Below are 12,333 nucleotides of genomic sequence, written 5' to 3'. Positions count from 1 at the left end.
GCGAAACTCATCGGTCGGTGCGGGCGTGCTTTCTACGGCACCTGCCCGATGCCGTCACGCGGTCCTTAGACCCACGATGACCAGGCATGACGACACGATGGACCGGGGCGCGCGTGCTGCGCGACCGCAATGCGGGGCTGTATCTGGCGGGTGTGGTGGTGTCCGGTTTCGGCACGTCCGCGCTGTGGCTGGTGTCGGGCGTGTGGGTCAGGGAGCTCACCGGATCGGACGGGCTGGCCTCGCTGTGCCTGCTCGCCATGTGGGCGCCCACCCTGGCCGGCCCGGTGCTGGGCACGCTCGCCGACCGGGTCCGCCGCAAGCCGCTGCTGATCGGCCTGAACCTGCTCCTGGCGGCACTGCTGCCCACCCTCCTCGCCGTCGGCTCCCCCGACCGCCTGTGGCTGCTGTACGCCTTCCTGTTCACGTACGGCGCGGCGGGTGTCGTCCACGACGCGGCCGAGTCGGCCCTTGTCGCCACCGCCGTCGACCCGGCGCTGCTGGGCGACTACAACGGGCTGCGGACGACGGCCGCCGAGGGCGTGAAACTCGTGGCACCACTGGCGGGTGCGGGCCTCTACGCGGCGTACGGAGGCGCGTGCGTCGCCCTGCTGGACGCGGCCACCTTCGTCGTCGCCACGGGCCTGTACACCGCTCTCCGTGTCCGCGAGAGCAGGCCGGCGCCGCCCGGGGACGGCCTGCGGACGCGGACGGCCGAGGGCCTGCGGCACCTGCGGGCCCGCCCCGGGCTGCGTCCGCTGCTCCTGGCGGGCGGTACGACGATGCTGTGCGCCGGCGTCAACGGCACGCTGACCTACGCCGTGGTCGACGGCCTCGGGCACAGTGCCGCGTACGCCGGTGTCCTGTACGCCGTCCAGGGCGCCGGTTCCGTGACGGTCGGGCTGCTCTCCGGTCCCGCCCTGCGCCGCCTGGGCGAGCGCCGGTTCGCCGCGTGCGGGATCGCCCTGACGGCGGTCGCGGCGGGGGCGCGGGCGGTGTCGTCCGACCCGGTGGTGCTGGCGGGCAGCGCGGCGATCGGCCTCGGCCTGCCGTGCGTACTGATCGCCGCGCTGACGGCCGTACAGCGGGAGACGCCGGGGCCGCTGCTGGGCCGTGCGGCCGCCACCGCCCACACGCTGCTGTTCGCGCCGAACGTGCTCGGTCTGGCGGCCGGGGCCGCCCTGGTCGAACTGGTCGACCACCGGCTGCTGTCGGTCCTGCTGGGCCTGGCGCTCCTCTCGACGACCGCCCTCCTGGCTCAGCGCCCGGCGAGTGCCTCCCGGACCACCGACAGGTCACCGTCCGACGCCAACCCGGCGTGATACAGCCGTAGTTCGGTCGCCCCGCGTTCGCGTGCGAGGGCGGCGTCCGCGGCGAGGGTGTACGGACTGCCGCCCATGCCCGAGACCACGGTGAAGTTGGCGGCGAGGACGGCGCCCTCCGCCCGTCGCTCCGCGAAGGGGGTGAGCGGACCGGGGCCACCCGCGCACGGCACGACCACGCCGTCCGCGACGGACAGGATGTGCGCGGGGTCGACGCCCGGATTGGCCCCGACGTGGTACGACACGGGGTCGGCGTGCAACAGCACCTGGAAGCCTTCGGCGGCGGCCGACCGGACCGCGGCGACGGCCGTCTCCTGAAGCGTGCGGGCGGTTTCCTCGCGCCACGCGCGCGTGGCGTTGGCGATGGTCTCACCGAGGAGCTTCTCGACGCCGGCCCATCCGCCGTCGGAGGGCACGCCCTGCCAGACCGGCGTCAGCGCGGCCCGTACGGCGGCCGCCAGCGCGTCGGCGTCCAGGCCGCCCTGCCGGCCGTACCCCTCCCGGCAGGCCGGGCAGAAGCACAGCGCCATCAGGTACTGCCCGGCGTCCCCGAGGCCGACCCCGCCGGTCTTGTCGTGGGCGTGCAGGTGCTGGAGCCCGTACCAGCCGAGGGACTCCAGTTCGGTGCCGCGCGCCCCGGGCCGCACCGCCGCCTCGGCCGCCAGGTCGACCAGGTACGCACGCGTGGCGGGCTGGGCGATGCAGGGGGCCCAGGGGTAGCGGTCGCCGTAGGCGTTGACGACCGAGGTGTCCGGACGCTCGGCGCCCAGGCGGGAGTTGTGCGCGAGGACGACCCAGGTGTGCACCTCCAGGCCGGCGTCCGCGAGCGCGTCGGCGGCCTCCCCGAACGCGTCCCCCGGAGCCCAGTCGCCCGCCGGGTAGGGGCGCAGGGCACGGCCCTCCCAGCGGTCGCCGGCCGGGTAGAGCACGGCGGCGTGCTCGGCGGTGACGATGCGGTGGCGCGGGTGGCGGGGGGTGAGCGCGCGCGTGGAGTGGTAGGCGGCGGCGAGCGTCACCTGTTCCACGCCCAGGGCCGCGATGCGCCCCGGCGCCGCCGGGTCCCCGTTGACGTCCCAGGGGTAGACGAACGCCGACGCCTTCACTTGTCCTCCTCGATCAGGGCGTACCCGCGTTCGATCACCTGCGCGAGTTGCTTGACATGATCCTCGCTCGGTTCGTGCAGCGGGGGCCGCACCTCCCCCACGTCGAGTCCGCGCAGCCGTACCCCGGCCTTGACGAGGGCGACGGCGTAACCCCGGCCCTGGGCGCGGAGTTCGACGAAGGGCCGGTAGAAGCCGTCCAGGAGCCGGTGCGCGGTGCCGTCGTCGCCGGAGCCGAGCGCCGTGTAGAACGCGAGGGCGATCTCCGGGGCGAAGCAGAACACGGCGGAGGAGTAGAGGGTGATGCCGAGGGCCCGGTAGGCGAGCTGGGTCTGTTCGGCGGTGGGCAGCCCGTTGAAGTAGAGGAATTCGCCGGGGACTTCGGTGCGTACGGCGCTGATGATCCGCTGCATGAGGTCGAGGTCGCCGAGGCCGTCCTTGAACCCGATGATCCCCTCGGTGCGCGCGAGCTCGACGACGGTCGGCGGGGTGAAGACGGCGTTGTCGCGCTGGTAGACGACGACGGGCAGGGCGGTCGCCGCGGCCACCTCCCGGTAGTGCCGCAGCAGCCCCTCCTGACCGGCGACGACCAGGTACGGCGGCATGGCGAGCAGCCCGTCCGCACCGGCCGCCTCGGCGAGCCGCGCGAACCGCACGGCGAGCGCGGTGCCGTAACCGGCGCCCGCGACGACCGGCACCCGCCCCGCGGTCTCCTCGACGGCCGCCCGTACGCAGGCCTCGAACTCCTCCGGCGCGAGCGCGTGGAACTCCCCGGTGCCGCAGCACGCGAAGACGGCGGCGGCCCCGGCGTCGACACCGCGGCGCACATGCGCACGGTAGACGTCGAGGTCGACGGAGCCGTCGGGGCCGTAGGCGGTGACGGGGAAGAACAGCGGCCCGCCGGGGGCGCTGAGTCGAGCGGCGAGCGGGGCTGGCGTCACGGGCTCTCCCTGGGACAGGCGTGTGCGTGCGAACAGACGCGTGCGTTCTTCTGATCAACGTCTACATTTATGAACGCACCCACCCTAAGGAGCCCCATATGGGCGGGTCAAGCGCCCAAAAGGGCAACCGAAGAGTAGATTTCGCAGGTCTGCGGCCCACTTGACGGGCGGGACACGAGATCCTTAGCTTGTCCACGCATGTGAATACCGTCCACGCATGAATGAGCTGAGCATGCGGCCGTCGAACCAAGGAGAACCGAGGATGCCCGCTCCCCGCACCGTTCTGCTCACCGGCGCCGCCGGGGGGCTCGGCTCCCTGATGCAGAACCTGCTCCCGGCCTTCGGTTACGAACTGCGCCTGCTCGACCTGCGCCCGATCCACGGCGAACCGGACGCGATCACCGCGGACCTCGCCGACAAGGACGCCGTACGCGAGGCCGTCCGGGGCGTCGACGCGATCATCCACCTCGCGGGCATCTCCCTGGAAGCCTCCTTCGAGAAGATCCTCAAGGCGAACATCGAGGGGACCTACAACCTGTACGAGGCGGCCCGCGAGGAAGGGATCGGACGCATCGTCTTCGCGTCCTCCAACCACGCGGTGGGATTCACCCCCCGCCCGCAGGGCGAGACACCGCTCGACCCGGACGCGCTGATCCCGATCGACACCCCGCGCCGGCCCGACACCTTCTACGGCCTGTCCAAGTCCTTCGGCGAGGACCTGGCGCAGTTCTACTGGGACAAGCACGGCCTGGAGACCGTCTCCGTGCGCATCGGCTCCTGCTTCCCCGAACCGACCAGCGTGCGCATGCTGTCGCTGTGGATGAGCCCTCCCGACGGCGCCCGTCTGTTCCACGCGGCCCTCACCGCCGAGAACGTCGGCCACACCGTCGTCTACGGCTCCTCCGCCAACACACGGCTGTGGTGGGACCTGACCACCGCGCGGGCGCTCGGCTACGAGCCGCAGGACGACTCCGAGCCGTACGCCGCGAAACTCATCGCCGAGCAGGGTGAGCTCGACCCGGACAACGTGGCCCACGCCCACCTGGGCGGCCACTTCGTGAGCGACCCGCCGATCTGGCCGTACTGACTCGCGGAAGCACACGCACACGGCGGGCGGGCACCGAACGGGCCCGCCCGCCGCCGTGTTCGGGCATCCGTCCTGCCCGTTCCCACCCGCCGTCCGGCAGCCTCGCAGGTCCGCGACGGGCACACGCCCGGCCGAAACGGACCCACCCGGGCAGTATCGGGCCTGCAACAGACCTGGTCAGTGCCTCCCACCCGCTGTAGAACTTCCCCCATGGGCCGCACCGGGCCCGAACGGGCAGGCAGGCGCGGAACAGGACAGGCACGGAAGCGGGTGGCGGCCATGAACACCAGGACGGCGGAAGAGCGCCAGCGCGAGATCGTGCGGGCCGCGCGGCACACCGGGTCGGTCGACGTCGCCGCGCTCGCCGCAGAACTGGGCGTGGCCAAGGAGACCGTACGGCGGGATCTGCGCGCGCTGGAGGACCACGGACTGGTCCGCCGCACCCACGGCGGCGCCTATCCCGTGGAGAGCGCCGGCTTCGAGACGACGCTCGCCTTCCGGTCCACCAGCCACGTGCCGGAGAAACGCCGGATCGCGGCCGCCGCGGCCGAACTGCTCGGCGACGCCGAGACGGTCTTCGTCGACGAGGGCTTCACCCCGCAGCTCATCGCCGAGGCACTGCCGAGGGACCGGCCGCTGACCGTGGTCACCGCGTCCCTTCCGGTCGCGGGCGCGCTCGCCGAGGCGGACGGCGTCTCGGTGCTGCTGCTCGGCGGCCGGGTCCGCTCCGGCACCCTGGCGACCGTCGACCACTGGACGACGAAGATGCTGGCCGGCTTCGTCATCGACCTGGCGTACATCGGCGCCAACGGCATCTCCCGCGAGCACGGCCTGACCACCCCCGACCCCGCGGTCAGCGAGGTCAAGGCGCAGGCGGTCCGTGCTTCCCGGCGCACCGTGTTCGCGGGTGTGCACACCAAGTTCGGCGCGGTCAGCTTCTGCCGGTTCGCCGAGGTCGGCACGCTGGAGACGATCGTCACGAGCACGCTGCTGCCCTCGGCCGAGGCCCATCGGTACTCACTGCTGGGACCGCAGGTCATCCGCGTCTGAACAAGCGACTCCGACTCCCCCACTCCGACTCCCGCACACCGACTCACCCACGTCGAGGGGCACTTCTCCGTCCACCCATGCCCCTTATCTCACGAATTCTCCGCAATTTCCCTACGTCCAGGAGCGATCCATGCGAACCCAGAGCCGACGGAGGCCGCGAGCCACGCTCGCCATGGCCGCCGCAGGGACGCTGCTCGCCCCGCTGCTCTCCGGCTGCTGGGTCGGGGCCGGCGGGGCCGGATCGGGCGGCGACTCGATCAACGTCCTGATGGTCAACAACCCCCAGATGACCGAGCTGCAGAAGCTCACCGCCGCCCACTTCACCAAAGAGACCGGCATCAGGGTCAACTTCACCGTCCTGCCCGAGAACGACGTCCGCGACAAGATCAGCCAGGACTTCGCCAACCAGGCGGGGCAGTACGACGTCGCCACCCTGTCCAACTACGAGATACCGATCTACGCCCGCAACAGCTGGCTGCGCGAGATGACCACCTACGTGGCGGGCGACTCGTCGTACGACGAACAGGACGTCCTCAAGCCGATGCGCCAGTCGCTGACTGGCGACGACGGCAAGCTCTACGGCCAGCCCTTCTACGGCGAGTCGTCCTTCCTGATGTACCGCAAGGACGTGTTCGCCGCGAAGGGCCTGACGATGCCCGCACACCCCACCTGGACCCAGGTCGCCGACCTCGCCGCGAAGGTCGACGGGGCCGAGCCGGGCATGAAGGGCATCTGTCTGCGCGGACTGCCGGGCTGGGGCGAGGTCATGGCACCGCTCACCACGGTCGTGAACACCTTCGGCGGCACCTGGTTCGACAAGGACTGGAAGGCACGGCTCGACTCCCCCGAGTGGAAGAAGGCGGTCACGTTCTACGTCGACCTCGTCCGCGACCACGGCGAGTCCGGCGCCCCCCAGTCCGGCTTCGCCGAGTGCCTCAACAACCTCACCCAGGGCAAGGTCGCCATGTGGTACGACGCCACATCCGCCGCCGGTTCACTGGAGGCGGACAAGTCCCCGGTCAAGGGCAAGCTCGGCTACGCCCCCGCACCCGTCGAGAAGACGGACTCCTCGGGCTGGCTCTACACCTGGGCGTGGGGCATCCAGAAGGCGTCCCGCAATCCCGACAAGGCCTGGAAGTTCGTCTCCTGGGCGTCCGGCAAGCAGTACGAGCAGCTGGTCGGTGACCAGATCGGCTGGTCGAACGTGCCGGCCGGCAAGCGCGCGTCGACGTACACGAACGCCGCCTACCGCGCGGAGGCCGGCGCCTTCCAGGAGATGACCAAGGAGGCCATCGAGGGCGCTCGGCCCAACGACCCGGGGGTGCAGCCGCGCCCCGCGCCCGGCATCCAGTTCGTCGGCATTCCCGAGTTCACCGATCTCGGCACCAGGGTCTCGCAGGAGATCAGCGCGGCCATCGCCGGACGCCAGTCCGTCGAGTCGGCCCTGAAGAAGTCCCAGCAGCTCGCCGAGCGGATCGCGAAGGAGTACGAGGGACGATGACCGCGACGACAACGGCTCCGTTGGCCACCACACCCGCCCGCACCCTGCGCCGGCCCCCCGCCCGGCTGCGCGCCTGGGCCACCCGCGCCCCGCTCCTGCCCGCCCTGGTCTTCATGATCGTCGTGACCCAGCTCCCGTTCGTGGCGACGCTGGTCATCTCGTTCTTCGACTGGAACGCCCTCTATCCCCAGGCCCGCCGCTTCACCGGCGTCGACAACTACCGACAGGTGCTGACCGACGCGGACCTGCGCCACTCGGTCTGGACGACGGTGCTGCTGACGGCGGCGGTCGTCCTGGTCAGCCTGCTCCTGGGCCTGGCCCTGGCACTGCTCCTGGACCGCAGGTTCCGCGGCCGGGGCCTGGTCCGCACCCTGCTGATCGCCCCCTTCCTGGTGGTCCCGGTGGCAGCGGCCCTGCTCTGGAAGCATGTGCTGTACAACCCCGAATACGGCCTGCTCAACGGGTTGTTGCACTATGTGGGCGGCCCACAGCCGGACTGGATCTCCAGCACCCCGCTGCTGGCGGTCGAGGCATCGCTCGTGTGGCAGTGGACACCGTTCATGATGCTGATCCTGCTGGCCGGCCTGCAGAGCAGGGACCACGAGCAGCTCGAGGCCGCGCGGGTGGACGGCGCGAACGACTGGCAGGTCTTCCGCCACCTGACGCTTCCGCACCTGCGGCGCTACCTGGAACTGGGCGCGCTCCTCGGCTCCATCTACATCGTCCAGAACTTCGACGCGGTCTTCACGATCACGTCCGGCGGCCTGGGCACCGCCAACCTCCCCTACACCGTCTACCAGAGCTTCTACCAGGCCCACGAGAACGGCCTCGCCTCGGCCGCGGGCGTCCTGGTGGTCATCGGCTCGATCATCATCGCGACCTTCGCCCTGCGCGTGGTGTCGTCCCTGTTCCGCGAGGAGGTGTCCCGCGCATGAGCAGCATCGCCGTACGTGTCCGTGGAGGCGACCGAAACGACCGGCAGCGCCGCAGGGGGGCGGGCCTCGGCCTGGTCGCCTGGCTGGCCGGACTCGTCTTCTTCCTGCCGGTCGCGTGGATGGTCCTGACGTCCTTCCACTCCGAGCAGGACGCGGCGACCAATCCGCCGTCGTTCGGGGCCGCCCTGACCCTCGACGGTTACCGCGAGTTCTTCGGCACGGGCGGCGGCGCGAGCCCCTGGCCGGCGCTGGTCAACTCGGCGGTGGCGTCGGTGGCGTCGACGCTGTTCGTCCTGCTCCTCGCCCTCCCGGCGGCCTACGCGCTGTCGATCCGTCCGGTGAAGAAGTGGACGGACGTCCTGTTCTTCTTCCTGTCGACGAAGATGCTGCCCGTGGTGGCGGGCCTGCTGCCGATCTACCTCTTCGCGAAGAACGCGGGGATGCTCGACAACATCTGGCTGCTGGTCATCCTCTACACCTCCATGAACCTGCCGATCGCGGTGTGGATGATGCAGTCGTTCCTGGCCGAGGTGCCGGTGGCGATCATCGAGGCGGCGCGGGTGGACGGGGCACGGCTGCCGACCATCCTCGCGCGCGTGGTGGCCCCCATCGCCCTGCCCGGCATCGCGGCGACGGCCCTGATCTGCTTCATCTTCAGCTGGAACGAGCTGCTGTTCGCCCGGGTCCTCACCGGAGTGGTCGCCGAGACCGCCCCCGTCTTCCTGACCGGCTTCATCACCAGCCAGGGCCTGTTCCTGGCGAAGGTGTGCGCCGCGTCGCTCGTCATCTCCCTGCCGGTGCTCGCCGCGGGGTTCGCCGCCCAGGACAAACTGGTCCAGGGCCTGTCCTTGGGAGCCGTGAAATGAAGGCCGCCGTCATCGAGTCCGTGGGCCGTGCCGTCGTCACCGAGGTCCCCGACCCGACGCCGGGTCCCCGCGACGTCGTCGTCGAGGTCGCCGCGTGCGGACTGTGCGGGACGGATCTGCACATCCTCCAGGGCGAGTTCGCGCCGAAGCTGCCGATCGTGCCCGGGCACGAGTTCGCCGGCGCGGTGGTCGGCGTGGGCGCCCAGGTCACGGAGGTCGCGGTCGGCGACCGGGTGGCGGTGGATCCGTCGCTGTACTGCCACGAGTGCCGGTACTGCCGTACGGGTCACAACAACCTCTGCGAGCGGTGGGCGGCGATCGGCGTCACGACGGCCGGGGGCGCCGCGCAGTACGCGCTGGCGCCGGTGGCGAACTGCGTGAAGCTGCCGGAGCACGTGCGCACCCAGGACGCGGCGCTGGTGGAACCGCTGTCGTGCGCGGTACGCGGCTACGACGTCCTGCGGTCCCGGCTGGGCGCCCACGTCCTGGTCTACGGCTCCGGGACGATGGGGCTGATGATGCTGGAGCTCGCCAAGCGCACGGGGGCGGCGAGCGTGGACGTCGTGGACGTGAACCCGGCACGGCTGGAGACGGCGCAGCGACTGGGCGCCTCCGACACGGCCGCGAACGCGGACGAGCTGGAGCGGCCGCGGGGGTGGGACGTGGTGGTGGACGCGACGGGCAACGCGGCGGCCATCCAGGACGGGCTGGAGCGGGTGGCGAAGGCGGGTACGTTCCTGCAGTTCGGCGTCGCCGACTACGCGACGCGCGTGACGATCGACCCGTACCGCATCTACAACCAGGAGATCACCATCACCGGCTCGATGGCGGTGCTGCACAGCTTCGAGCGCGCGGCGGAGCTGTTCGCGGGCGGGGTCCTGGACCCCGAGATCTTCATCAGCGACCGCATCCCCCTGGACCGTTACCCGCAGGCGCTGGAGCAGTTCGCGGCGGGCGTGGGCCGCAAGATCGTGGTGGTGCCGTAGGAGCAGCCCTCCGGGGGGCGCGGGGGCGGCGGGGGCGGCCGGGGCGGCGGGAGCGGCCGGGGCGGCGGGAGCGGCCGGGGCGGCGGGAGCGGCCGGGGCGGCGGGGGCGGCGGGAGCGGCCGGGGCGGAAAACCCGGGGCCGCCAATTGGCCCACGGTAAGGGAACGGTAAAACGCCCTCGCTCGTTCACCGGGCATGACAGCTATGACCCCAGGCTCGAACATCCCTCTGTCCGCCGCCCGCGTGACGGTGGACGTCGCCGCCCCCGTGCGGCTCGACGTGTCGAGCCTGCTGCTCACCGCCGACGGCAAGGTGCGCTCCGACGACGACTTCATCTTCTACAACCAGCCCGCCGGCCCGGGTGTGACCTACCGCTCGGGCGGCGGCACGGCCCCCGACGCGATCGTCGTCGACACCGCCGCCGTCCCGCCGGGCATCGAGAAGATCGTCGTCACCGCCAGCCCGGACGCCGCGGGCCAGACCTTCCAGGGCATCGAGCCGACGGCCACCATCCGCAACGCGGACGACAACAGCGTCCTGGCCACCTTCACCCCGCCGCAGCTCGGCAGCGAGACGGCACTGGTGATCGTGGAGGTCTACCTCCGCAACGGCGCCTGGAAGGCCCGCGCCGTGGGCCAGGGGTATGCCAACGGGCTCGCCGGCATCGCCACCGACTTCGGCGTCACCGTGGAGGAACCGGCGCCCGCCGCGGCCCCGGCCGCCCCGCCGCAGCCCACCGTCCAGGCCCCGCCGCCCCCGCCCGCGGACCCGCGCGTCGCCGCGCCCCCGGTCCCCGCCGCACCTCCGGCCCCGCCGGCCCCGCAGCCCGCTCCCGGCGCCGGGAAGATCAACCTCGACAAGGGCCGGGTCAGCCTCCAGAAGAACCAGACCGTCTCCCTCGTCAAGGGCGGCCGCCCGCTGCTCTCCCAGGTCAAGATGGGTCTCGGCTGGGAGCCGGCGTTCCGCGGCAAGGACATCGACCTGGACGCGTCGGTCATCGCGTACGGTCCGCAGCGCAACCACATCGACAGCTGCTACTTCGGCAAGCTGTCCATCGTGAACGGCGCGATCAAGCACTCCGGCGACAACCTCACCGGAGAGGGCGGCGGTGACGACGAGGTGATCGTCGTCGACCTCGGCCGGCTCCCGCAGGAGGTCACCGGGCTGGTCTTCACGGTCAACTCCTTCTCCGGCCAGAAGTTCACCGAGGTCGCCAAGGCCTACTGCCGTCTGCTGGACGCGGCGACCGGCGAGGAGCTGGTCCGCTTCGACCTCACCGGCGCCGAGGCGCAGACGGGCGTGCTGATGGCCAAGCTGATCAAGCAGTTCTCCGGCGAGTGGGAGATGACCGCCATGGGCGACTTCGTCAAGGCCCGCACGGTCCGCAACATGGTCAAGCCGGGCGCCCAGGCCCTGTAGTCCGCACGGCACGATCTCCGGGGCGCCCCCCACCGCAGGCAGGGGGCGCCCGGTGCGTGCGGCTTCCGCGCCCTGGGCCGCCGACCCGTCCGGCCGGCGGCTACGAGAACAGCGCGCTGTAGGCGTTCAGCGCCGGCTGTCCGCCCAGGTGGGCGTAGAGGACGGTCGAGTCCCGGTCGATCTCGCCCCGGGACACCAGGTCGACCATCCCCGCCATCGACTTCCCCTCGTACACGGGGTCCGTGACCATCCCCTCGGTGCGGGCCGCGAGCCGCATCGCCGCCAGGGTGGCCTCGTCCGGAACGCCGTACGTCCCCGCGTGGTACCGCTCGTCCAGTTCGACGTCCGCCTCCGTCAACTCCTTCCGTACGCCGATGAGCTGCCCGGTGTCGTGCGCGATCCGCGCGATCTGTTCCCGGGTGCGGGCGGGCTTCGCCGACGCGTCGACGCCGATCACCCGCCGCGGCCGCCCGCCCGCCTCCTCCAGCGCGCGGAAACCGGCGACCATGCCGGCCTGCGTCGACCCGGTCACCGAGCACACGACCACGGTGTCGAAGAAGACTCCCGCCGCCCACTCCTGTTCGGCGACCTCGTACGCCCATCCGGCGAAGCCGAGGCCGCCGAGCGGATGGTCGGAGGCGCCGGCGGGGATGGCGTAGGGCTTGCCGCCCGTCTCCTCGACCTCCCGGAGCGCCTGCTCCCAGCTCTCCTTGAACCCGATCCCGAACCCGGCGCGCACCAGTCGTACGTCGGCTCCGGCGAGCCTGCTGATCAGGATGTTGCCGACCTTGTCGTACACGGAGTCGGGCCACTCCACCCAGCTCTCCTGCACCAGCACGCACTTGAGCCCGGCGCGGGCGGCGACCGCGGCCACCTGCCGGGTGTGGTTGGACTGCACCCCGCCGATCGAGACGAGCGTGTCGCAGCCCTTGGCCAGCGCGTCGGCGACCAGGTACTCCAGCTTGCGCGTCTTGTTCCCGCCGTACGCGATACCGGAGTTGCAGTCCTCCCGTTTGGCCCAGAGGGCGGCGCCGCCGAGGTGCGCGGAGAGCCGCTCCAGCGGGTGCACCGGTGAGGGGCCGAAGAGGAGCGGGTAACGCTCGTACGAGGAGAGGGACATGAAAGCCTC

The 12,333-nt window shown here is 71.7% G+C and carries 11 protein-coding genes; 8 read left to right on the top strand and 3 right to left on the bottom strand.

Features of this window, described 5'->3' with window-relative positions; genetic code table 11:
- Window positions 1-86 precede the first annotated feature (86 nt).
- Window positions 87-1,319 carry an MFS transporter gene (locus OG985_RS34770; protein WP_371672325.1) on the top strand — a complete coding sequence of 411 codons (1,233 nt, stop codon included), beginning with the start codon at window positions 87-89 and terminating at the stop codon, window positions 1,317-1,319.
- Here OG985_RS34770 and OG985_RS34765 read toward each other — a convergent pair.
- Both OG985_RS34765 and OG985_RS34760 read right to left on the bottom strand, forming a co-directional pair.
- Window positions 1,256-2,422, bottom strand: coding sequence for a hypothetical protein (locus OG985_RS34765; protein ID WP_371672324.1), 1,167 nt, complete (start codon window positions 2,420-2,422; stop codon window positions 1,256-1,258). The two genes, OG985_RS34770 and OG985_RS34765, sit on opposite strands and share 64 nt — an antisense overlap.
- On the bottom strand, window positions 2,419-3,360 hold the full coding sequence (locus OG985_RS34760; protein ID WP_371672323.1) for a 5-dehydro-4-deoxyglucarate dehydratase: 942 nt from the start codon (window positions 3,358-3,360) through the stop codon (window positions 2,419-2,421). Before OG985_RS34760 ends, OG985_RS34765 begins: the two co-directional genes overlap by 4 nt.
- Window positions 3,361-3,622: 262 nt before the next feature.
- Here OG985_RS34760 and OG985_RS34755 point away from each other — a divergent pair, with 262 nt between their 5' ends.
- The 7 genes from OG985_RS34755 (at window position 3,623) to OG985_RS34725 (ending at window position 11,204) form a co-directional block, all read left to right on the top strand.
- The gene (locus OG985_RS34755) at window positions 3,623-4,447 is read left to right on the top strand and encodes an NAD-dependent epimerase/dehydratase family protein (RefSeq protein ID WP_371672322.1); all 825 of its coding nucleotides are present in this window, start codon (window positions 3,623-3,625) and stop codon (window positions 4,445-4,447) included.
- Between the two features lie 279 nt (window positions 4,448-4,726).
- Window positions 4,727-5,497, top strand: coding sequence for a DeoR/GlpR family DNA-binding transcription regulator (locus OG985_RS34750; protein ID WP_371672321.1), 771 nt, complete (start codon window positions 4,727-4,729; stop codon window positions 5,495-5,497).
- A 130-nt stretch (window positions 5,498-5,627) separates the two neighbouring features.
- Window positions 5,628-6,998, top strand: coding sequence for a sugar ABC transporter substrate-binding protein (locus tag OG985_RS34745; protein WP_371672320.1), 1,371 nt, complete (start codon window positions 5,628-5,630; stop codon window positions 6,996-6,998).
- The gene (locus tag OG985_RS34740) at window positions 6,995-7,933 is read left to right on the top strand and encodes a carbohydrate ABC transporter permease (protein WP_371672319.1); all 939 of its coding nucleotides are present in this window, start codon (window positions 6,995-6,997) and stop codon (window positions 7,931-7,933) included. The genes OG985_RS34745 and OG985_RS34740 overlap by 4 nt, the downstream gene beginning before the upstream one ends.
- Window positions 7,930-8,799, top strand: coding sequence for a carbohydrate ABC transporter permease (locus OG985_RS34735; protein ID WP_371672318.1), 870 nt, complete (start codon window positions 7,930-7,932; stop codon window positions 8,797-8,799). The genes OG985_RS34740 and OG985_RS34735 overlap by 4 nt, the downstream gene beginning before the upstream one ends.
- The gene (locus tag OG985_RS34730) at window positions 8,796-9,785 is read left to right on the top strand and encodes a zinc-dependent alcohol dehydrogenase family protein (RefSeq protein ID WP_371672317.1); all 990 of its coding nucleotides are present in this window, start codon (window positions 8,796-8,798) and stop codon (window positions 9,783-9,785) included. Before OG985_RS34735 ends, OG985_RS34730 begins: the two co-directional genes overlap by 4 nt.
- A gap of 204 nt (window positions 9,786-9,989) precedes the next feature.
- On the top strand, window positions 9,990-11,204 hold the full coding sequence (locus OG985_RS34725; RefSeq protein ID WP_371674586.1) for a TerD family protein: 1,215 nt from the start codon (window positions 9,990-9,992) through the stop codon (window positions 11,202-11,204).
- 100 nt (window positions 11,205-11,304) lie between these two features.
- Here OG985_RS34725 and OG985_RS34720 read toward each other — a convergent pair whose 3' ends face one another.
- On the bottom strand, window positions 11,305-12,324 hold the full coding sequence (locus OG985_RS34720; RefSeq protein WP_371672316.1) for a 1-aminocyclopropane-1-carboxylate deaminase: 1,020 nt from the start codon (window positions 12,322-12,324) through the stop codon (window positions 11,305-11,307).
- Window positions 12,325-12,333: the final 9 nt, after the last annotated feature.

This window comes from Streptomyces sp. NBC_00289, from assembly GCF_041435115.1.
Taxonomy (GTDB): Bacteria; Actinomycetota; Actinomycetes; order Streptomycetales; family Streptomycetaceae; genus Streptomyces.
Note: the sequence above shows the minus strand (reverse complement) of the source record. Positions and strands in the feature narration are given on the sequence as shown.